This is a genomic window from Pseudomonas cerasi, assembly GCF_900074915.1.
Taxonomy (GTDB): Bacteria; Pseudomonadota; Gammaproteobacteria; order Pseudomonadales; family Pseudomonadaceae; genus Aquipseudomonas; species Aquipseudomonas cerasi.
Map to the genome: position 1 here is coordinate 2,478,750 of NZ_LT222319.1, position 21,843 is coordinate 2,500,592.

The 21,843-nt window shown below is 58.3% G+C and carries 19 protein-coding genes and 1 pseudogene; 13 read left to right on the forward strand and 7 right to left on the reverse strand.

Annotation, left to right across the window (positions count from 1 at the left end; all coding sequences use genetic code 11):
- Positions 1-9: 9 nt before the first annotated feature.
- The 3 genes from PCPL58_RS13735 to PCPL58_RS13745 form a co-directional block, all read right to left on the reverse strand.
- Positions 10-1,188, reverse strand: a complete 1,179-nt coding sequence (locus tag PCPL58_RS13735) for an LLM class flavin-dependent oxidoreductase (protein ID WP_065349644.1) — start codon at positions 1,186-1,188, stop codon at positions 10-12.
- Positions 1,189-1,270: 82 nt separating this feature from the next.
- Entirely contained in the window at positions 1,271-2,248 is a 978-nt protein-coding gene (locus PCPL58_RS13740) for an LLM class oxidoreductase (RefSeq protein WP_058396285.1), read from the reverse strand.
- Positions 2,245-3,810 (reverse strand): MFS transporter, encoded by a 1,566-nt coding sequence (locus PCPL58_RS13745; protein WP_065349645.1) that lies wholly within the window; start codon positions 3,808-3,810, stop codon positions 2,245-2,247. The genes PCPL58_RS13740 and PCPL58_RS13745 overlap by 4 nt, the downstream gene beginning before the upstream one ends.
- Before the next feature lie 158 nt (positions 3,811-3,968).
- Here PCPL58_RS13745 and PCPL58_RS13750 point away from each other — a divergent pair, with 158 nt between their 5' ends.
- On the forward strand, positions 3,969-4,865 hold the full coding sequence (locus PCPL58_RS13750) for a LysR family transcriptional regulator (RefSeq protein WP_003364628.1): 897 nt from the start codon (positions 3,969-3,971) through the stop codon (positions 4,863-4,865).
- Between the two features lie 42 nt (positions 4,866-4,907).
- Positions 4,908-5,534: a glutathione S-transferase N-terminal domain-containing protein gene (locus PCPL58_RS13755; RefSeq protein WP_065349646.1), complete on the forward strand. Its 627-nt coding sequence runs from the start codon at positions 4,908-4,910 to the stop codon at positions 5,532-5,534.
- A 121-nt stretch (positions 5,535-5,655) separates the two neighbouring features.
- On the opposite strand, the gene PCPL58_RS13760 is transcribed toward PCPL58_RS13755, so the two are convergent.
- On the reverse strand, positions 5,656-6,984 hold the full coding sequence (locus PCPL58_RS13760) for a sensor histidine kinase (protein WP_024662335.1): 1,329 nt from the start codon (positions 6,982-6,984) through the stop codon (positions 5,656-5,658).
- 464 nt (positions 6,985-7,448) lie between these two features.
- Here PCPL58_RS13760 and PCPL58_RS13765 point away from each other — a divergent pair, with 464 nt between their 5' ends.
- The 8 genes from PCPL58_RS13765 (at position 7,449) to PCPL58_RS13800 (ending at position 16,697) form a co-directional block, all read left to right on the forward strand.
- Positions 7,449-9,056 carry a M10 family metallopeptidase gene (locus tag PCPL58_RS13765; RefSeq protein WP_058396282.1) on the forward strand — a complete coding sequence of 536 codons (1,608 nt, stop codon included), beginning with the start codon at positions 7,449-7,451 and terminating at the stop codon, positions 9,054-9,056.
- Positions 9,057-9,367: 311 nt separating this feature from the next.
- Positions 9,368-10,771: an amidase gene (locus PCPL58_RS13770; RefSeq protein WP_065349647.1), complete on the forward strand. Its 1,404-nt coding sequence runs from the start codon at positions 9,368-9,370 to the stop codon at positions 10,769-10,771.
- An 80-nt stretch (positions 10,772-10,851) separates the two neighbouring features.
- Complete coding sequence (locus PCPL58_RS13775; protein ID WP_065349648.1) at positions 10,852-11,610, forward strand: DeoR/GlpR family DNA-binding transcription regulator; 759 nt, start codon at positions 10,852-10,854, stop codon at positions 11,608-11,610.
- Positions 11,588-12,868: a M20 family metallo-hydrolase gene (locus PCPL58_RS13780; RefSeq protein ID WP_065349649.1), complete on the forward strand. Its 1,281-nt coding sequence runs from the start codon at positions 11,588-11,590 to the stop codon at positions 12,866-12,868. The genes PCPL58_RS13775 and PCPL58_RS13780 overlap by 23 nt, the downstream gene beginning before the upstream one ends.
- A 10-nt stretch (positions 12,869-12,878) precedes the next feature.
- Positions 12,879-13,832 (forward strand): phosphotransferase family protein, encoded by a 954-nt coding sequence (locus tag PCPL58_RS13785; protein ID WP_065349650.1) that lies wholly within the window; start codon positions 12,879-12,881, stop codon positions 13,830-13,832.
- Positions 13,829-14,764, forward strand: coding sequence for a choline kinase family protein (locus PCPL58_RS13790; protein ID WP_065349651.1), 936 nt, complete (start codon positions 13,829-13,831; stop codon positions 14,762-14,764). The genes PCPL58_RS13785 and PCPL58_RS13790 overlap by 4 nt, the downstream gene beginning before the upstream one ends.
- Positions 14,765-14,910: 146 nt before the next feature.
- On the forward strand, positions 14,911-15,171 hold the full coding sequence (locus PCPL58_RS13795; RefSeq protein WP_065349652.1) for a hypothetical protein: 261 nt from the start codon (positions 14,911-14,913) through the stop codon (positions 15,169-15,171).
- Complete coding sequence (locus PCPL58_RS13800; RefSeq protein WP_065349653.1) at positions 15,168-16,697, forward strand: sodium:solute symporter family protein; 1,530 nt, start codon at positions 15,168-15,170, stop codon at positions 16,695-16,697. The genes PCPL58_RS13795 and PCPL58_RS13800 overlap by 4 nt, the downstream gene beginning before the upstream one ends.
- Before the next feature lie 13 nt (positions 16,698-16,710).
- Here the strand turns inward: PCPL58_RS13800 and PCPL58_RS29555 are convergent.
- A pseudogene (locus tag PCPL58_RS29555) lies at positions 16,711-16,820 on the reverse strand (LysR family transcriptional regulator); the annotation flags it as partial.
- A gap of 12 nt (positions 16,821-16,832) precedes the next feature.
- Positions 16,833-17,669, reverse strand: a complete 837-nt coding sequence (locus PCPL58_RS13805; RefSeq protein ID WP_065349654.1) for a pirin family protein — start codon at positions 17,667-17,669, stop codon at positions 16,833-16,835.
- A gap of 112 nt (positions 17,670-17,781) precedes the next feature.
- Here PCPL58_RS13805 and PCPL58_RS13810 point away from each other — a divergent pair, with 112 nt between their 5' ends.
- The gene (locus PCPL58_RS13810; protein WP_044310605.1) at positions 17,782-18,690 is read left to right on the forward strand and encodes a LysR family transcriptional regulator; all 909 of its coding nucleotides are present in this window, start codon (positions 17,782-17,784) and stop codon (positions 18,688-18,690) included.
- Between the two features lie 169 nt (positions 18,691-18,859).
- Here PCPL58_RS13810 and PCPL58_RS13815 read toward each other — a convergent pair whose 3' ends face one another.
- Positions 18,860-19,708: a LysR family transcriptional regulator gene (locus PCPL58_RS13815; RefSeq protein ID WP_065349655.1), complete on the reverse strand. Its 849-nt coding sequence runs from the start codon at positions 19,706-19,708 to the stop codon at positions 18,860-18,862.
- 115 nt (positions 19,709-19,823) lie between these two features.
- Here PCPL58_RS13815 and PCPL58_RS13820 point away from each other — a divergent pair, with 115 nt between their 5' ends.
- Both PCPL58_RS13820 and PCPL58_RS13825 read left to right on the forward strand, forming a co-directional pair.
- Positions 19,824-20,834, forward strand: a complete 1,011-nt coding sequence (locus PCPL58_RS13820; protein ID WP_065349656.1) for a hypothetical protein — start codon at positions 19,824-19,826, stop codon at positions 20,832-20,834.
- Positions 20,831-21,826 (forward strand): 2OG-Fe(II) oxygenase, encoded by a 996-nt coding sequence (locus PCPL58_RS13825; protein ID WP_065349657.1) that lies wholly within the window; start codon positions 20,831-20,833, stop codon positions 21,824-21,826. The genes PCPL58_RS13820 and PCPL58_RS13825 overlap by 4 nt, the downstream gene beginning before the upstream one ends.
- The last annotated feature ends 17 nt before the right edge of the window (positions 21,827-21,843 follow it).

Consider the following 21,843-nt stretch of genomic DNA (forward strand, 5'->3'; position numbering starts at 1 on the left):
GCCTGGCCATCAGGCTACTGCTGCGGACACCTTCGAAGTAATAGCCTCCACAACTCTGGATTCACGCAGGCCCGCGTCTTCCATCAGCGGCAGTGTTTCTCTCACGAAGTCCTTTATACCCTCGTGGTAATCGAGCCACGTCAGGGCAATGCCGTCGATCCCCCAGTCAGAATACTTCCTGAACAGCTCCACGATCTTCTCGGGTGTGCCCACCAGTGGCACCCCGGCGAATCCGGCCTTGAAGTGGAAACGGAAACGCACGGCGTCTTCGGGGGTGAAAATGCCGGTCTGGATACCCAGCTCGCCGGTGATGATGTCGCAGCCCTCATCGTCACCGACCTGGTTGGCGTAATAGTCCAGGTAAGCGTCTGCTTGCTCTTGCGTGTCCTTCTGCACCACGTAGCCATAACACCATATCTTTATGTCACGGCCGAACTTCTGTTTCGCCAGGTCCTTGTAGGATGCAATCTGCTCTCGCACCGCTTGTTCACCGTCCAGATGTTTGACGATCAGGAATGCGGCATCGCAATGTTCTGCGCAGAACAGTTTGCCGCGCGGCGAGCCTCCTGCGTTGATCAGGTAGGGTTTATTCAGGGGTTGTGGCTGCGAGATTGCGCCGCAGATGTTGAAATACTCGCCTTTGAAGTCGAACGGGGTCTGCTGTTCCCAGGCATTTTTTGCAATGTGCAGCCACTCTTCTGCGTAGTCGTAGCGTTTGTCGTGCTCCATCATGTGACCGCTGAACATGCGCATTTCCGCGCCATACCAGCCGCAAAGGATATTCAGCCCGAAGCGCCCGCCGCTGATGTGGTCGATGGTCACCGCCTGTTTGGCCGCGAACAGCGGGTGTACGGCGGGCAGGTGCGAGGTGGTGAAGACCGCGATCTGACTGGTCAGGGCTGCAATCCCGGCAGCCCAGGTATAGGTCTCGAAACAGACACCGCCCGTATTGTTGGTACCGCCGAAACCTTTCCAGCGGCCTACCGGTATGAAGGCTTCAAACCCCGCATCGTCGGCAATCCGTGCGATTTCCAGGTTGCCAGCCCAATCGTCTCCGCGCAGGCGTTCAGGCGCATTGGTGACGGTGCAGCCACCCTCGGTATTGGTGGAGAAAACACCCAGCTGTATCTTGTTTGGGCTGCTGCGCATCGGGTTGGTTTTTATCGAATAGGATTTTTCAGCGCGCATCGTGACCTCCCAGGTCGGTAGTTGAATCGTTCGTCCTTGCTACATCCTGAACCTGCGGTGGCCGTGCCGATGAAGTATTCGGTCAGGCATGATCACCCCGGCGGGTCGGGAAGTACGGCAGCACATACTCTTCCAGCTCTTGCAACACTTCTGTGGCCGGACGCCTCAGGGGCTTGAGGTTCAGCGCCACATGCGAAACCCCCTGTTCCCGCTGACGCTGCCACAGGGCGATGAGGGCGTTGCGCCCGGTACTGATTCCGCGTCCGACTTTCATCGGGGCGTCCTTGTTCTCGTCGAGGTCGAAGAACGTCGCATAGCCGTAGGGCTTGAAGTGCCTTTGCTCATTGGCACTGCGCCAATGATTGATCACTTCAGGCAAGGTGTCGAAGCCGCTCTGATGCCATATCCAGCCATCCATGTGATTGGCCAGCCATTTGATGTCCTGCTGACAGCGGCCGATGGCAAGCATAGGCAGCCGCCCGAAAACCGGTTTCGGCAGTAGATCCAGCGTGCCATTGAGTTGCCCGTAATGGCGCGATCTGAACACTGGAAAAGACTGCTCGGTCACCGCGTGCAGCAGTTCGACGCCGTCTCTGAAGCGTTCCGCGCGGGTGTCGAAATGCTCGCCGAACGCAGGATATTCGCCGGGCCTGTCCCCCGTCGACACACCCAGCAGGAAGCGTCCCTCAAGCAACACGTCCACGCTGCACGCCTGTTTGGCGACCATCAGCGGATTACGCAGCGTCAATATGATGCCTGCCGTGCCGATGCAGATTTGCCGGGTGACGGCAGACAGGAGCGCGGCGTAGACAAAAGGATCGAACACCTGACCGGCGTCGCCGAACCCCGGGTCGAGAAGCGGTACGTCGCGCAGCCACAGCGCGGCGAAACCGGCCTTGTCGGCCTGAATGGCCAAGGCCAGATGGTCTTTCATGGTCGGTGCTGCGGAGTCGGGGTAGCCCTCCAGAGGCGCGATCAGCCCGAACGTGAGATGACCTGGCGCGAACACCTTTGCAAAGGCTGGATGCCGCTTTGCGCCTGATATTTCATAGGGACTCACTTGATTTCGCCCGCCAGTTCAAGCGTGTCGGAGGCCTCTATGGGCGGTTCTTCATGAGCGCGGACGCGACCAAGCAGCGCAAAGACCGCCACGGCCGTCAGCACGGTGGCGGCGCTGAGAATGAACAGCAGATTGCGGAACGCGATGGCGTACTGTTGGTGCAGCAGTTCTGCCTGGCCGGGCAGAAGACCGATCGCATTCTGCAGGTCGCCCAATGCGGCGCGGTTGGCAGCGTTTGTCACCACATCAGGCGCGACACCCGTCAGGGCATCGAACAGGCCCCACTGAATGAACGTGGCGAGCAGTGCGCCTGCGATCGCAATGGCTATGCCGTCGGCAGAAACGCGTACGGCATTGAAGATGCCGGTAGCCATGCCGGCGCGTTCCTTTTCAACCACACTGATCGCCATGCCGTCCATCAATCCCCAGGGCAGACCGATGCCGATACCGATCAAGGCCATCGGCAGCAACGCTGTCCTGATCGCGCCACTGTCCAGTGCCAGCGCCAGCCACAGCAGGCCGACAGCCACCAGCAGCAAACCGATACCGGACAGTAGCCCGGAGGTGAAACGACGTGCCAGTTGTGCGGCAAGCATCGGTACGATCAGCAGGGGCGCGGCCAGTGCGGTCATCATTTGCCCGGTTTCCAGCGCGCTGAGACCGTCGATACCAATGAAGCGCGCTGGCAACATGATGATCAGCACGACAAAGAAAAATGCCGGACTGGCTGCAAGAATCTGCACGCCGACAAAGCGCGCGCTATTGAACAGTGACAGGTCCAGCATGGGACGGGCAACGCTCCGCTCCACGGCGATGAATATCCAGAACAGCAGCAGTGAGCCAATGATGCCACCCATCACCAGTGGGTCGCTCCAGCCCTCTTCAGGGGCGAGCAGGATTGCGTAAGTGAACAGGGCCAATGCTGCGGTAAAACTGATTGCGCCCGGCCAGTCCATACCCGTGGCGTCGGGATCCTTTGATTCGGTGGCGCTGAACAGCACCAGCAGGAACCCCGCGACGCCGATGAGTGCAGTCGCATGAAATGACCATTTCCAGCCTGCCGAACCCACCAGCGAACCGGCTGCGAGTGGGCCGAAGGCCAGACCTATGCCGAAGGTGGTGCCCAGCAGGCTGAAGACTCGGGTGCGCTCGGCGCCATGAAAGGTCTGGGCAAGCGACGACATCGCCCCGGCGAACGCTGCCGCGCCACCCAGGCCTTGAACCAGTCTGAGCAGGTCGATCTGGACCACGGAGGAAGCTGCCGGAATGGCGAAGGTGGAGAGCACGAATATCGCCAGCCCGATCAGCCAGACGCGTTTTCTGCCGTAGATATCCGTCAGGCTCCCGGCGGCCATCATGGCGCTGCCGTAGGTCAGGATGTAGGCGTTGATGACCCAGGTCAGCTCGACCGCTGATCCGCCCAGCGCCTGGTTTATCGAAGGCAGAACCACGGCAGGGCCGGTGAAGCATAACGGGATCAGAATGCCGGTCAGACAAGCCGCGAGCAGTTGCCCCCATCGTCCCGCAGTGGGTTGTGTTTGGACCCGATGTGCTGTGGTCATGTGCAATGTCCCTGTGAAGCGTGCCCGGGTTTTGCTGTGATGCACGCGTTTATCCAAGAGCGATTGCCCTGCCGGGAGATTAGGGGTTGCGCCCGCAAACAAAAACAGGCTTATGTTCCGAACGTATAGGACAGGGTTGTCCTGAATAGGAGTGGGTATTGGAATCGCTCGGAAGCATTGCCGTGTTCGTTCTGGTTGCCGAAACACGGAGTTTTACCCAGGCCGGAAAACGCCTGGGCATCTCTTCGTCGGGTATCGGCAAGAGCATTGGCCGTATGGAGGAGAGCCTCGGCGTTCGGCTTTTTCATCGCAGTACGCGCAGTATCGCCCTGACGCTGGAAGGCTCGATATTCCTGGAGCGTTGCCGACGCATTCTGTCGGAGCTGGAAGCGGCGGAAATGGAGTTGATCAATGCCAGGGATCTGCCCAGGGGCAGGTTGCGGATCAGTCTGCCGTTGGTCAGCGGACTGGTCATGCCGGTGATCATCGACTTCATGCGCACCTACCCCGATATCGAACTGGATATCGATTTCTCGGACCGGATGGTCGATATCATCGAGGAGGGCTTCGATGTCGTGTTACGCACCGGAGATCCCGCCGACTCGGGCCTGATGTCGAAGCGGATGGGCAGCTTCCAATTGCGCATTGTCGGCGCTCCGGACTATTTTGCCCGGCATGGTATACCCCGGCATCCTGGCGACCTGAGTCAGCACGCCTGCCTGTTGCACAAGTTTCCCTCCTCGGGAAAGTTCGAACACTGGCCGCTGCGTCGTGAGCCAGGCGTCGATGATCTCGAGTTACCTCAGGCCATGGTGTGTAACACCACCGAGATTCTGGTGGACGTTGCGCGGGCCGGGTTGGGCATTGCCTGTCTGCCGGACTTCATGATTTCATCGGCCGTCCGCGACGGCGAGCTAATACCTGTCCTGGCTGATTACACGGTGCACACCGGAACGTTCAGATTGCTCTGGCCGTCCAGCAAGCATCTTTCGCTGCGCCTGCGAGTCTTCATTGATTTCATGCACGCCCATTTGTTTGCTCCTCCATCAGTATGACTGTACGGAGCGAGCCTGCAGCACTTGGCAAGGAGCACTGGCATGTACACGCTTTTCGGCACGGAACGTTCGGGTTCAGCGGCTATAGAGATAGCGCTTCAGCGCTGCTCGGTACCTTTTACAGTGTGCAACGCCTGTGGATGGGAGGAGGGGCCAGACAAGGAGGCGTTGAGGCGGGTCAACCCGTTGATGCAAGTTCCCACGTTGGTGCTCGCCGATGATTCGGTACTCACTGAAAGTGCTGCGATCCTGATCCATCTGGGCCTGGAGTACCCAGGTTCCGGGCTTCTGCCTGATGATTCCGCGCAGCGTGCTCAAACGCTTCGCGCGCTGGTTTACATGGCAGCCAACTGCTATGCCGCCATCGGGATCATTGATTACCCGCAGCGCTGGCTGACGAGTGCCGACGATGGGCTGGAGAGGCTGCTCGAAGCGGGCGCCCGGAGGCGGTTGCATCAAAACTGGGAGACGTTTGCCGACCTGTTTGCTGATGCCGGGGTTTGGCGTTGCGATTCACCCGGCGCAGTGGAGATTCTGGCCTCTGTCGTGACGCGATGGAGTGGCGCGCGGGAGCACCTGCATAACGCCCGACCGGATTTTCATGCGTTGTTGTTACGGGTTGAGGCTGAGCCGTTGGTCAACGCGGTCATAAGACGCCATTGGCCATGAAACACCCGACGTTAATGATGAAGCAGGTTATAAAATTAAAAGGGCCGAACATTGAATGTTTGGCCCTTTTTAATTCAAGGCGTGCCTGAAGTAACCACGCCTCGCTGGCGATGAGCCGTTGTTAATGTTCGGTTATATGGGCTGGCGCGTTGGTTGCACTGATCGGCCCCAGTATTCTCAAATAGAGATGCACCGTAGTACCGCTTCCCGGTGCTGTTTCGACGCGTGCGCCTCCGCCGGCATTTACCGCGAACTCCTGCACCTGAACAAGGCCGAGCCCGGCACCCGGGTCGGCACTTCTGGTCGTGAAGAAAGGTTCGAAGATCTGCTCCTTGAGCTCGGCTGTCATGCCAGGCCCGTTATCGTTCACGCTGAGTACCAGATAATCGCCTTCCGGGAATTGCGGGTCTTCCTTGATGGACTCCAGCCGGGTCGAGATATGCACCTTGCCGGGGCCTGAAATTGCGTCACGCGCGTTGCTCAGCAGATTCAATAAGGTGGTATGCAATTGCGCTTCTGCGCACAACACGCCCCAGCCTCGGGCGGACAGGTCGAATGAAAGGTCCAGCGTGTCGCCTGCCGAACGCAACAGAAGATCACGCGCGGCATCGATACGTTCGCTGACATCGATGCAGATCAGTTCGGGACCGTCATGGCGAACGCTGTTGAGCAGGCGAGTCACCAGTTGGCGACCGTGATCCACTGCTCGCAGTCCGGTATCGCTGAGCGTCTCGACGTCGGTAGGGCGGCGTGAGCGCATGCGGATCAGTTGCAGGCTGGCACTCAGTGCCTGGAGCAGGTTGTTGAAGTCATGAGCGATGCTTGCCGTGAGCATGCCCAGCGAAGACACCCGTTGCGACTGGCGCAAATTGCGCTCCAGAGCCAGGCTTTGGCTCTGTGCGCTTTCGAGCCCCAGCGCCAGTTCGGCGGCGTGCTGGTCACGTTGCTCCGAGACCAGGCGGTATTGCATCAGGGCTGCGGTTTGCCGTGCCAGTGCCAGCAGGGCACGACGTTGCTGTTCGCTCAGTACGCGCGGCCAGATGTCGATCACGCAGACGGTGCCCAGCGCATGACCGGCCTCGGTACGAATCGGCGCACCTGCATAAAAACGGATGTAGGGAGGCCCGAGCACCAGCGGACTCTCTCTGAAGCGAGGGTCAGTGGTTGCGTCTTCCACCACCAGCACATCGGAAGGCTGCAGGATGGCGTGGGCGCAGAATGCCAGGTCGCGATGCGTCTCCTGCACGTCCAGGCCGATGCAGGCCTTGAACCACTGGCGTTCTCGGTCAACCAGCGAAACCAGCGCGATGGGCGCGTCGCACAATGTGGTGGCGAGCAGCACAATGTCGTCGAAGTCTTGCTCGGGAGCGCTGTCCAGTATCTTGAGATGCTCAAGAGACAGGACTCGTTCTTCCTCGCTGGCGGGGAGTGGCGCAGGGTGGTGGGTCATGGGGCGCACCGCGATCGGATGAAATTGGGTCTTATGATGCCTATGATCCATAGAGTGCAGCAAGGTATACGCCGCATAAATCAGCTCGGCGTGCGCAGGTTTGAACGATGTCCCCTTTATTCAGCCTCCCCCCTCGACACGCAGTGAAGCAATCCTGCGCAATCGAAGGGCGTTCCGATCGTGTTCGAATACCCTCGAAACAGTCACTTCTTACTGTCTTGGCTGGTGCTCCGAACCCTATATGGCGACGCGCCATTAAATGGCACTTGTAATAGAAGTTAAAGTTCACTCGTCATAAGAAGTTGGCAGGTGTTGAGAGTAATGAACCGGCCGTTCTGAACGCTATTTTTGTAACTTATTATGTCCATATTATGTGTGCTGTGTAATAAACTGCTGTTCGGTTTTTGCGCTGGCAAAGATCGTTGGCCTATCAATAACGTCTGTATTCTTCAGGAGCAACGCCGATGCCCGGCCCAAATGAATCAAGTCCTGCCGAACTCTTGCCCGAGGGGGCTGCCGACGACCGAGTTACCAGTCTGCTATGGGGGCCATTCTGGCTCGGAGATTCTTCCGGTACCCATCTGACTTACAGTTTTCATCGGGCCGACTCTGTCTATGCCACTGACTACAGTCGCTCTCAGGAACCCGGCGATGCCTATTCGCTGACCGACGCCCAGGCGGCAGCCGCAAAAAGCGCACTGGATGCCTGGAGCGCTGTGGCTGATATCAAGTTCACCGAGGTTCAGGACACCCCCGATAATGTCGGAGACATTCGCTTCGGCGGCTTCAAGGGCCTGCAAGGCACCGAGTTTGGCCAGGCTTACGCGCCGGGCACGCTGGGCCGCTCCGGCGATGTCTGGATCGGACCGAACGTCAACGCGGCCGATCCAGCCAAGGGCACGGACGATTACCTCACGTTCATGCATGAAACCGGTCATGCACTGGGCTTGAAGCATTCGTTCGAAGGCTCGCAGTACAACGATGTCCTGCTCGATGCCAAATTCGAAGATGCGCGTTACACCATCATGAGCTACACCAACAATTACAGCTTCAAGCCCACCACGCCAATGCTGCTCGATGTCGCGGCCATGCAGTTTATATACGGTGCCAACACCCACTATCACACTGGCGACGACGTCTATAAGTGGGCGCCCGGGCAATCGGTGTTCGAGACCATCTGGGACGCTGGCGGCAAAGACACCATCGATGCCAGCAATCAGGAAGCCTCGGTGAAAATCAACCTCAACGAGGGTGAGTTCAGCACTATCGGCAAGGCGTTTCTCGATTACAACGCGAACCCTGACGCACCCACGCTGATGAATTCCGGATTGGCGATTGCCTACGGTGCGCACATCGAAAACGCCATAGGTTCTGCCTTCAATGACACGTTGATCGGCAACGATCTGGATAACGTGCTCAATGGCCGCGGTGGTCTGGATACCATGATCGGCGGACTGGGCAACGATACCTACGTCATCGATCAGGTCGGCGAACTGGACCTTGTTCAGGAAAAGGCCGATCAAGGCGTCGATACGCTGAAGATCACTTACGACAATACCTCGCCCATTGCACAGGTGATCAACCTCAATGCCGGGACGCTGGCGAACTTCGAGAATGTGCATCTCAAAGGCGAGGGTGCATTCACCGTGCTGGGCAATGACCGCAACAACACCCTGACCGGTAATGATGCGGACAACGTTCTGTTCGGCGGTGCCGGCAATGACAAACTGGTGGGCGGTCAGGGCGCCGATATCATGACTGGTGGTAGCGGTGCTGACCGTTTCGTGTTCAACGATCTGTCGGAAATGGGCAAAGGCCACAACAGCGACGTGATCACCGACTTCAATAGCCAGCAAGGCGACAAACTGAGCTTCCTGAAAATGGATGCCAACGTGGACACCAAGGCCCTCGATGCTTTCAGCTTCATCGGCAGTGGCGAGTTCACTGGCGCTGGCCAGCTGCGTTTCGCTGATCATGTGCTGTCCGGCAACGTCAACGCTGACCTGCATGCGGACTTTGAAATCCAGCTGGTTGGCGTCACCGAGTTCCATGCTCACGATCTGGCGGTCTGATCGCTGACCTGAAAGACAGATCATAATGACAGGACTGCGCCGCTGACAGGCGCAGTCTTTTCTGGCCGACTTCCCCCTTTCTTTTCTGGTTTTAATCGCGCACCGCAATTGTGCGATGCGGCGTTTTGCGCGTTTTTTGGCACCGCGACGGTGCTGTTACAAAATTTAAAACCACAAATTCAATATATCCAACAAAACCCACTTGACTCATCAGAGCCTGCTGAATGTAATGCGCCGACAGTCGTTGGTGCCGTGCGTTGCGCATAAGTGTCTGAGAGGTATCTGCTTTGATTGAGTCCAAGCCATCTTCCATGCCTACCGTGATCGAGGCTGCCACGCGTGTCCGCGAAGGGGGCCTGACGCCGATACGCTTGACCGAGTTGTGCCTTTCAGCGATTGAAACCCACAATTCCACACTGAATGCATTTGGTGATGTGTATGCCGAGGCCGCGCTTGAACAGGCCGCAAGCATGACCGCCGAACTGCAGCGCGGTGAGGTGCGCGGGCCGCTGCACGGCGTACCCTTTGGCATCAAGGATCTCTTTTCCACCGCAGGGCTGCGCACCACCCGGGGGTCGTTGACCGCTCTGGACTCGGTGCCGGTTCAGGATGCACCCATCATCCGTCGCCTGAAGAACGCTGGCGCGATCATTCTCGGCAAGACAGCGACCACCGAGTTCGGCTGGACGGGCGCCAGTACGTCGCGGGTGTTCGGCAACGGGCGCAACCCGTGGGACCCGAACCTCACCAGCGGCGGCTCCAGCTCCGGTTCGGCAATTGCCGTGGCGGCGCGAATGGTGCCAGCCGCACTGGGCTCCGACGGCGGCGGCTCGGTACGTATTCCGGGCTCGTTCTGTGGCGCATTTGCCCTCAAGGGTACGCTGGGCCGTATTCCCACCTGGCCCTGGTCGGCCACCGAGATGCTCAGTCATGCCGGACCGATCACCCGCACCGTGCGCGACAGCGCATTGCTGTTCGACATTCTGTCGGGCCCCGATCCACTGGATCATCAGGCGCTGCCAGCCCCCGACGAGTCCTTTCTGGCCCGTTGCGACCAGCCGCTGAAACCCTTGCGCATCGGTTTCTGCCCGACGCTGTTCGACACGCCGGTCGATGCGCAAGTCGCTGCAGCGGTTGATGTCTCCGTGGGCAATATCGCCAGGTCGCTGCCCGTCACAGTCAGCATACTCAAACCGGATTGGCATGACCCGCTGGCGACCTTCGAAACCCTGTGGGTCGCCGGGCGCGGTATTGCCTATGGCAAGGCGCTTGCGCAGAAACTGGACCAGCTCGATCCCGGCTTTGCCGATCTGATCAAGCGGTCTGCTCAGTACAGCCTGAGTGATTATCTGCAGGCTCTTCAACAGCGTGCGGCGTTCGCCAATCAGGTGCACGCGCTGTTTGAAGATTACGATCTGCTGCTCATGCCCACGCTGCCGATCCTGCCGTTTGCCGCAGACGATGTCGCCCCCGTGGGCTATGCCGGGCAGGACGGCGCTGTGCCGTGGGCGCGCTGGACGCCGTTCACTTACCCTTTCAACATCACCGGCAACCCGGCCGCCAACCTGCCTTGTGGCTGGAGTTCCGAGGGGTTGCCGATCGGCCTGCAAGTCGTAGGTCCACGCTTTGCCGATGCCCAGGTGCTGCAGTTCTGTGCCGCTGTAGAAGCCATTGCGCCCTGGGATCAGCACCTGCCACCGGTTTCGGGGCAATAGACATGTCGCTCTCGCACACGGATCAGGGGGCCAACGGCCCTGACACTGGAGTCATCACTTTGCAACGGAATGTCACCCCCATGCTCAATCAGCCGCGTCTGGACGAAATCATGCGCCTGCTCGCTCAACAGCAGCGGGTCAAGGCGTCGGACCTTGCACAATTGCTGTTTGTCTCCGAAGAGACCATCCGCCGCGACTTCAAGCATCTGGAGGAAGAGGGCAGGTTAAGGCGCATTCACGGTGGCGCGATTCTGCCCAGGTCCAGCGAAGAATTGCCGTTGCAGGAGCGCAGCAGGCTCAAGCCTCGCGCCAAGGCGGGCATCGCCGTGCGTGCTGCGCAGCTGGTCAGCGAAGGCATGGCCATCTTCCTCGACACCGGCACCTCGACGCTGGCGCTGGCCCAGCAACTGACCCGGTTCAGTCAGTTGAAGATCATCACCAATTCGCTGGACATCGCCCAGTTGATATCGCACCAGAGCGACAATCAGGTTCTGGTTGCGCCCGGTGATGTGCGGCGCACCGACAACGCCTTGATCGGTCCCCATACGCTGGAATTCGCCCGGCAGTTTCACTACGACATTGCCTTCATGGGCATCGGCGGCATTGACCTGGACTTCGGCCTGATGGATTACCAGGAGCCAGAAGCCATGTTGCGCAGAACGCTGGTCAGGCATTGCACGCGCAGCGTTGTGCTGGCTGACGATGGCAAGTTCTGTCATCGCACCTTTATCAACACCCTGCCATTTGCCGCGATCACGACCCTGGTCACCAATTGCGCGCTATCCGACGAGTTTGCGACACGCCTGGAGAAAGATCATGTCGACACCCTCTATTCCTGAACTGATCGAGCCGGGCGCAACTGATCTGGCAGCGTTCGAAGCATTGTTTCGGCAAAGCTCGGCGATCGGTGCCACACCCGCCGGTGGTTTGCATCGTCTGGCGGCTTCGGTCGAAGACGGTCAGGTACGCGACCTGTTTCGGAACTGGCTCGACGCGCACGGCTTCGAAGTCCGTATCGATGCGGTGGGCAACTTGTTTGGCCTCATGACCTTTGATCCCGACGCGCCTTATCTGCTCTGCGGTTCGCACCTGGACAGCCAGCCGAGTGCCGGGCGTTTCGATGGCGTATACGGCGTGCTTGCCGGCGCCGTGGCGGTGTCCAGTCTGACGCGGCAATTGCTTGAGCGTGGCGAAGTCCCACGCTGTAATCTGGCGGTCGTCAACTGGACCAACGAGGAGGGCGCGCGCTTTCAGCCGAGCCTGATCGGCAGTGGCGTGTTCACCGGTGCCTTGAAGCTGAACGACGCCTGGGAAAGCCGCGATGGTGACGGCATCCGTCTCAAGGACGCCCTGCAGGCCATCGGGTATCTGGGCAACGATCAGGTTGATGTGAACATTGCCGGGTATGTCGAGATTCATGTCGAGCAGGGTGCTGGCCTGGAAAGCAGCCAGACGGCTATCGGCGTAGTGCGCGAGACCTGGGCCGCGCTGAAACGGCGAGTGCGTTTCGATGGCGAGCAGAATCACACCGGCCCCACGCCCATGGCCGCGCGCCGGGATGCGTTGCTGGCTGCTGCACACACCATCACTGCGGTGCATGACGAAGCCTTGCAGCACGGCGTGCAGATGCACAGTTCGGTAGGACGTATCGAGGTCTACCCCAATTCGCCCAACGTCGTGCCTTCGCGGGTGTCGCTGCTCATCGAGTACCGCTCCCGCGACGTCGATCTGCTGAGTGCTGCCTCGGAACGCCTGGATGCAACGCTGCACGCGATCGCCGACAAGACCATGACCGCGTTTGAAGTGGAAAGCAGCGTCTTGCGCTCGCCTGCCAGGCTGCATGACGGGTTCGCTGCACTGGCGCATGGCGTAGGCGCTGAGCTGGGTTTGTCGACCACCGACAGCATGACCGTCGCCGGTCACGATGCGATCAGTCTGAACCGGCGCTATCCCGTGTGCCTGCTGTTCATCCCCAGCAGCAATGGCGTTTCTCATAATGAGGCCGAGTACACCAGCGATCAGGACATGCACAACGGTTTGCGCATGCTGACCGGTCTGTTGCATCGGGCTTGCACCTCATCCGCGTCATTTAATTGAGGGGCTGAGCATGTCATATGCCGACGACCTGACCACACGCCTGCGCAGCGCACTGGCACCTTGCGGGTTCGCTGAGGACGCCGAGATCGAGAACGTGACGCAGGGCGTGGCCTCGCCTTCGAGATTGTCGACCGAGTGGGCAGGCTTTCGGGTCAGTAGCGCGCAGGGCGGTTGCTACGCCAAGGTTCTGCATGCCGACATGGCGCAACTGATCGATTTCGACACGGTAGCCCAGGCCAGCGAATGTGCCGGCCGCAGCACGGCGGCACCGCGTCTGCTTGGCGCAGACCAGGCCAATGGCGTGCTGATCTTCGAGGACCTGGGTTCGAACTGGCGAGCTGCGCGGCTCGACGATCTGCTCGCACCCGGTCGGCTTGCAGCGCTATGGGCACTCAAGCGGCAGGTGCATACCGGACCTGTGCCTGATGCTGTGCGCTCGCCGATGGCGGATATCGAGCGTCTTCGCACCTTGTGCGAGCGCGATAACGTTGCGCTGCCTGCCGAGCATCAATGGATCGACCGTTGCGTCGACATGGCCTGGCAGGCGCTGCAGAGCCACGCCGTGCAAGCAGTTCCACTGCACGGTGACGGAGTGTCCAGCAACGTCATGGTGTCCAGCGAAGGCCAGTTGCGTCTGGTGGATTTTGACTACGGTGGCTGCATGGACCCGTGGTACGACGTGGCGATTACCCTCAATGAGCTTTATTCGTTCGAGCGTCAGTGGCGCGAGGGGATCAGCGCGTGGGCCGGACAATGCCTGGAAATCGACTACGCCGTGTGCCGTCTGTATGCGCTGATCAACGACTGGTACTGGACATTGTGGGGGCTTTGGGCCGGTACCACGTCCTCGCGGCCACTGGAGTTTTCCAAGGTCGGGCAATGGACGCTGTTGCGCTGCCGACAGTGCGTTCAGGACCCGCGGCTGGAAGGCTGGATGCGTCAGGTTCAGGAGGGTAGAGCATGAAAACGTTAGGGCAGTCGGTCAGTACCCAGGAACGACAACTGGAAGCCGCCGTGCGCAGCATCGACAGCTGGCAAGGCCGCCGCGTTGACTACGAGCCTGTCAGTGGCGGCATTTCCAATACCAACTGGCGGGTCGAGGTCGAGGGCGCGGACACGGCTTATTTCTTCAAGGTGCCAGGCGTCGGTACAGAGATGTTCATCGACCGTCACACCGCCCACGAGGCCAGTGTGAAGGCTGCGCAAACCGGGTATGGCGCGCCGGTTTTCGCTTTCCTCGAAGCCTTCGGTGTCGAGGTGTTCGAGTTCATGGAGGGCTGGCGGGCGTCGTCCAACCATGACTTCCTGCAAAGCGACATACGCCACAGTGCCTTGCGCGGGCTCAAGGCGTTCAACGATCAGCCGCTGCTGCAACAGACCAAGACCGTGTTCGACATGATCACCGAGCACCAGAGCCAGGTGGCCGAGCTCAAGGGTATCAAGCCTCAGGATGACGACTGGCTGTGTCTGCAATATCAGCGCGCAAAGGCTGCGCTGCAGGCTTCCGGGATCGACTTGGCGCCGTGCATGAACGACACGCTGGCAGGCAACTTCATGCTTAATGCGGATCGCCAGATTCGCTTGGTGGATTTCGAGTACGCCTCCAACAACGACCGCCATTACGAATTGGCGCTGTGGTTCGGCGAGATGTTTTTCAGCGACGACATGGAGCTGGCGCTGATTGAGGACTACTTCGGCCAGGTCAGCGCGCAAACCGTCGCGCGGATCAAGCTCAACAAGGCCTTGGCCGACATCAAATGGTCGACCTGGGCGATGGTGCAGCACGCGGTGTCGCAACTGGACTTCGACTTTTACAAGTACGGCACCTGGAAGCACATGCGGGCGCGCAGCATCATCAATGATTCGCAATGGGAAACCTGGCTGCGGCAGGTCTGAGTCGATCTCGTCCTGTGAGCCTTCGAACACGTAAAACAAGTACTTCAATAATAAAAAAGTAGCGGGTAACCGCGTGTTTCTTTCACTGCTTGAGTTTTATCCGATCACTTATCCATAGCCAGATCCTGAAATTCAAGGAGCACTCCATGAGTAACGTTCCGTCCCTTTTTACCCCCGGCCGCCTGAAGAATCTGGTGTTTGGCCTGTACTTCTTCGCGCTGTTGATGATGGCGCTGTTTCCGCCGTTTTACCTCAAAGTCAGCGGCAGCAGCGTGCTGGTGCTCGGCATTCCGCTGCCGATCTTCTACTGGATTCTGATCGCGGTGCTCATGGGGCTGGGCCTGTGGATGCTCTACGTGGTCGAGTCGCTGCTGGGTGAAATTCCACAAGAGGGGGACGGGCAATGATCAGTACGATTACGGTTTCGGATCTTTACATCACCTTCGGCCTCATCGGTGTATTTCTGGCGGGCATGATTGCGGTGCTGTACGCGACGAACCGCAAGAGCGAGAGCTTTTCCGATTACGCCGTGGGTGGCCGCTCTTACGGGCCGTGGTTCATCGCCATGTGCTACACCAACTCCTGGTGGCCGGGCGCAACGTTCACAGCGTTTTTCGCCTTGTCGGTCGGTGGCGCGCTGGGCTTTTACGGCATGGTCTACGCCACGCTGGGCGTGACTGCGATGTACCTGATGGCCAACCGTGCCTGGACCTGGGGCAAGCGCTTCAACCTGACCACCCAACCGGATTTGCTGGGGATGCGCTTCAACAGTCCCGTGGTCAAACGCATTGCGTCGATCATCGGCATCATCTCGGTATTCCCCTGGGTGGTGATGGGGATTCAGGCCCTGGCGACGCTTTTTCAGTTCGCCAGCTTCGGCCGCTGGGGCGTGACCACCTGCCTGTTGGTCGGGGTGGTGGTGATCCTGATTCGTCAGTACTGGACGGTGAGCATGGGCATGCGCGGCCTGATCATGACCGACATGTATCAAGGTTTGATCGCCTACGTACTGTGCGCTGCGCTGTGCATCTTCCTGCTGTTCGGTGCGCAGGCGTCGTTCAGCAACCTGTCGCAGTTGCCCGCCAGCATGCTGGTGATTCCTGGCGGAGCAGGCAGTACCTATGGGCCGATGTACATGTTCAGCCTGATCTTTACCGGCGTGATCGGCTCGATGTGCTGGCCGATGAGTTTTCAGCGTATCTACACCGCCAGCGGCGTGCGCTCGGTGAAGAAGGGCACGCTGCTGACCATCCTGCTGGTAGGCGGCTTCTACGGGATTCTGATGCTCTTCGCCGCGGCGATCAGCCAGGACCCGAGCGTTGCCGCTCATCCGCAACATGGCTGGTTCCTGTCCCTGTTCGACATCGGCGGGCCATGGCTGCTCGGCGTGGCAATCATGATCGTACTGGCAGCCAGTATCGGTCATGTCGACGGCTGCGTGCAGGTGTGTGGTACGCAGTTTGCCAATGACCTGGCGACCTGGAGCAAGCCGCGCAGTGATCGCGAGAAGACCATTCTCGCCAAGGTCGGCATGGTGGTGTTCATTGCGGCGGCCTCATTGCTGGCCTACCTGACCTTCGACTATGCCCGCCTGCAATTGCTGGCGCAGATTTCCTATCAGGGCATCATCCAGTTGGCCGTGCCGCTGTTTTTCGGCGTGTTCAGTCGTCATGGCAACAAGCAGGGCGCGATTGCCGGCATGCTGTTGGGGATCGTGATCGCCATCGTGCTGACCACGATCTACCCGGATGACATTCCGGCACTGGGCTCGTTGACCAGTGGCATCGTCGGTCTGATTTTCAATGCGGGCATCTTCGTTGCCTGTGCCGTTGCCATCAAACCGAGTGCGGATGAAGTCAGACGCGTCGATGAGTTGTTCGCCATGGCGGCGCCAGCTCGGCGTGGCGTGGGTCCGGTTGTGGCGATGAGCTGACGCTGCCTGTGGCTCAGCGCGCATTGATAAAGTCGATGAAAGCCCTCAGCGGCAGGGCAGGTAGCGGCGCCCCGGGTAGTACAGATACGGCCCGGTAAAGCGCTGCCACCAAGGCTCGAACAGGAGGCTGCTTAATCAGAGCCTGCCTTGCTCGCGCAACAGTGCGCCAATGCGTTCTATCTCCAGCTCGCCCTGAATCAGCGCGGCTTTGCTGGTGTGTACCGAGTAGTAGCCTGTGACCAGGTCGTGCGGGTGCTTGACTGCCGATCCCAGCACGAAGTGGGCATCACCCTTGGCGACGATGTCGATGGGGCGATCCGATTCCTCGAAAATCACCAGCTCACCCGTGCCGATCGGGCCGCCTGCGTCCAGCTGTCCGGTGTGGACTGCCAGCCAGCCCACACTATGGCCAGCGGGTGGTGTATAGCGCCAGTGCTCGCCATCCTTGAGCTGTACTGCCAGATAATTCATGTCTTCCGGTGCCGGCAGGCTGCTTTTTGCGCTGCCATAGCGTCCCAGAAGCACGTTTGCCGGGCCTTGTTGCGCAACCTGCGCTGCCGACAGGTATACGCTTTGTGCCGGGCCATTTTCCTGCGCGGCGGGCAGTGCGACCCATAGCTGAAAGCCCCTGACTGCCGAACCGCTGATTGGCTGGGCGTCATGCCAGACGCCATTGCCGGCGTTCATCCATTCCACACCGCCGCTGGGCAGTACTCCGGATTTGCCGGTGGTGTCTTCATAGGTGAGTTCGCCTTCGATCATGTAGGTCAGCGTCGCGATACCCGAATGCGGGTGCATGCCGAATCCTGTTTTCCCCGGCTCGGACGTGAAGCCGATTCGATCCAGAAACACGAAAGGCTTCAACAATTGACCCAGATCGCCCGGGCTCACCAGTCGGGTGATCGGCCCTCGGGTTTTGCCGGTAGTGCGATGGGTAATGGCGCGTGGCCGAATACTGGCGATGCTGTTCATGGCGTTCTCCTCTGGGCCTTGATGCCTGAGCGCCAAGAATAAGCGTCAATGGATTGCTTGATTAGCCGGTATAGTTGGCTTGGACTGATCCATAAATTGAAGGAATCCGGGCATGGTGTTCGATCTCAATGACGTTGCCCTGTTTGTGCAGGTGGTGCGCAGCGGCAGTTTTGCCCAGGCAGCAAGGCACTTGGGCATGCCTTCCAATACGATCAGCCGCAGGGTTCAGCAACTGGAAATGCAGCTGGACACTCGCCTGTTGCAGCGATCGACGCGCAAGCTGGTGCTCACTCAGGCTGGAGAGGATTTCTACGGCCGTTGCGTCGGTGCGGTCGACGGAGTGATGGAGGCCGCAGAACAGCTTGCTTCAGGGCGTGATGAGCCGGGTGGTCTGGTACGTATCGCAGCGATGGCTGATTTCTTCGACTTTTTCTCGATGGACTGGGTGGCCGGTTTTCTTGCCCGCTACCCGCGCGTTCAACTGGAGTTCGTGCTCAGTGATGATCACGCCGACCTGATCGCTGACCGGCTGGACATCGCCTTTCGGGGCGGCCCCTTGCAGGACTCGGGATACGTTGGGCGGCAATTGATCGATGAAAGCCATGACACGATGGTCGCCAGTCCGACTTATATTGCCGCTTACGGCATGCCTGATTCCCTGCAGAGCCTGCACAGCCATTATTGTGTCAGCGCAGCGCATCGCGGTGGCGTCACAGCCTGGCGGTTGCTCGGGCCGGACGCGAAGATGCATGAGGTGCACATTGCCAGCCGGTTCAATGCCAACACCGCGCAGGCGTTGCGCAAGGCGACACTTGCCGGGCTCGGTATCGCGTTGTTGCCAGCGACGCTGATCCGCTCGGATCTGCGGGATGGCCGACTGGTGCCGGTACTGGCGCAGTACCAGCGCACCAGCCATGGTTTGCATGTGCTTTACCCCAGTCGGCAACATCTGCCGCCAGCGGTGTCGGCATTTATTGCGCTGGTGATGGACAAGCTCAGGGACAAGGCGTTTGCGGTATGACAATCATTCTGACAGGTGATCGAGATCACATCGGGTTGGCGGTCGTATTACCGGTCGATCTAAGGAGGCTCGACCCGAAAGCGTGGGGTGTCGTCAACTTTCGGGGCGGAGATACTTGTATTTCTACATTCCGAGTGAGCATTGAGATGCGCGCGCAGGCGCATGGAGGTCAGCGTTTGAAAGTGCGCGTGAGTAGCCCTTGCAGATACATGGCGCCCGGATTGCCAGCGTCGCTCAAGAGGTAAATATAGTGTTTGGGCAGGGCGGGCAAAAGCACGCCTTCGATGTTCGCGGTCAGACTGTCGTTCAGCATACCAGTCTCCATCAGCCCGATGGCCAAGCCACTGCGGATGGTAGCGTCAACCGCTGGAGAACTTGCACTTTCGAGCAGAACACGATGGGGTAGCCCTACCTTCCTGAGGGCATCGATGTCTGCGTCACGATAGGGGCAGCCCTGTAACTGCACTGCGATTGGCAATGGCATATCAGGATCGTATTTGAACTCTCGAGAGGCAACCCAGCAAGGCGAGGTCGTACATATCAATTCGCCTTGGCTCAGGCGTTGCGGAGAAACCACCAAGGTGATATCCAGTAAATGCCGTGAGAAGAGGCTGAACAGCTCCCCGCTCGAGCGTGCCTCCACCTCCAGTTGCAGTGAAGGATTACTCATTACAAATACCGGCAGCAGGTCTGTCATCACGCCGGCTGCATAGGAGTCTGGCACCCCCAGTCTCAGCTTTCCTTTGAGCAGTTGTGGCGACAGGGACGCCAGTAAACGGTCGTGGCTTAGCAGAAATTCGGTCGTATCAGCCAGTAAGCGTCGACCAAACTGCGTAAGTTCGACCAGTTGGTTGTTGCGATTGAAAAGACGTTGCCCTACCAGTTCTTCAAGCTTTTGAATTTGCGTCGTCACGGCAGAAGGGCTTCGGTTGACGTAACCTGCCGCCTCTTTGAACCGGCCAAATCGCGCCACCGCATGAAAAGTTCTTAATACATCAACGTCAAGTGCGCGCGCCATAATTCAATTCCTTTTAATTATAAGTTTTGATCATTCAAATCGACAAATTATCGGCGTTACTATAGGTTTGCTAGCCATATTTGGCGGTTAATCTCCATGGAGTCTGGAAATAGTTATGTCTATCAGTGAGTTGGTAATAAGGGCGTTGAGTAGGCATAAGGGATTCGAGTCGGCACACATATGGAGTGTCGAGAACGAGGAGAAGTACTCGACACTTGAGCTGCAGCGCGCCTCGGGATTGCGAAGTAAGCTGGTCAGCAAAGAGATCTTCTCACTCATGCGTCACCTCAATCATGAAGGTATTTTCACTCGTGGTCTTTGTAGCGGAATCCAGGGTCAAGGCTCTCTAAAAGATACCCTCGCTGCGTTCGGTGAACACATGTCTGCATTGGCCCAAGGGAAAAAGGTGCACTACGTGGAGCTCGGTCCAGAGCCTATAAAAACTGCTCATTTGGTCAAGGCTTTAAGGACTCAAGCGTCAGGCATACTGCTCTATACAGCAGTTGACATCAATGAGACCTCAGAGCTTTCAATGAAAAATGCTATTGCACCATTACTCGACAATGAGAATAATTTTCATTATGTAGCGGCCAATTATCATCACCTTTGCCGATCTGACATCGACAGGAAGCAAGACCTGACGTTAATCACTATGCTTGGTTTTCAAGAGGGCAATGAACTCCCGACGGTCATCGGCGAACTGATACGGAATTTAAGCGACAGCACGACCTATGTCGTTTCGGAAATGCAGCTTTATATCGAAGGCCATAACAAACATATTTATGATTTTTATCAAAACGACTGCATGGTCGCCTTCTCGAGACTGGTTAGCCAACTCCAGGATTTCCAAGCGACGGGGGACCATATTGTAACGTTATTGACACTTCCTGTTCTGGGGCGCGAGCTTTATGCCGCCGTTACCCTGCAGCCAGGCACACGGGACGGCGTCCCCGGTTATTTGATCACCAACATCTGTCTGAAATACACCATGGAGCAATTTCGCGCCATTCGTCAATACCAAGGCTTGGAGGTGATTGACGAGTTCATGACTGGAGACGCCAGCGTCGTCTACCAACTTTCCCGCCTGAAAAAGCCGGGACGTGATGCAGGGAGTGTCATCCAGTGAATGACAGCCCCTATGCATTGCCGGTTTTCGCACAAGGTCTGCGCCGCGCCAGGGTGGCATTGAAAACGTCCTTCACACCCTCACCCAAGCGGCTGCCTGTCAATGAGACGGTGTCGTTGGTGTGGGATGATCGATTCGTTGAGGTCGGAAGTGACTGGGTTCGAGATGCCAGAACGCTCGCTGATCTCGGGTATAAAAACTCCTTTTTTGGAGGCATTGCGCCGGAACGTATGACCGCCATAGCTCGCCTGCGCCACTGGTTGGCCGATGAAGCGGTCCTGGCTTTGCGACATGATTGCATGGCCTTGGAGTGTTATTCAGAAGAGCGTGACTGGATCATTACCAAACGCACGCGCGGGGCCACGCAATATTCGAAGTTTATCGATGGCATGATGAACAGCCGGGCATTCCTGTTGGCTGTTTCGCGTATCGCCGGCGTCCCCCTTGTTCCTTACCCGCTGGTCAATGCACGCTCACAGGTTAATTACTACTATCCGCGCCACGCACCCAACCAGAAAGAACAGGTCGGCATGTGGCACACTGACGGTACCTCTTTTGTCTTGAATATTCTGATGTCCGATGCGGACGAGTTCGAGGGCGGTAATTTTCTTTGTCATGAAGGCACGGTTGATACCTTTCAGAAGGGGGAACCTCAACAGGCGTTTGTCAGAAAGGCAGACCTCGTCAGTACTGGCGATTCGTTATTCATCCACGGCAGCAGATTGTTCCATGGTGTAGAACCAGTGGTTGAGGGACGTCGCATGTCATTGGTACTGTCGTTCCACAATCCTTACTCCACTGAAGACGTCAACCAGTTCTGGCACCTTGCCTCTGACGACGGGATCGGCAAAACCCTTAATGGGTGGATGAAGCTAAAGCGCGATCTGACTAGAGACGCGGCAGAGCAGTATCTCCGTCTCGGAATAAAAGCCATAACGTTTGACGATCTTTTGTCCTGTCAGCCTGAGGTATCAGGGCACTATCGCTCATAACCGGATTTTTTATGAGC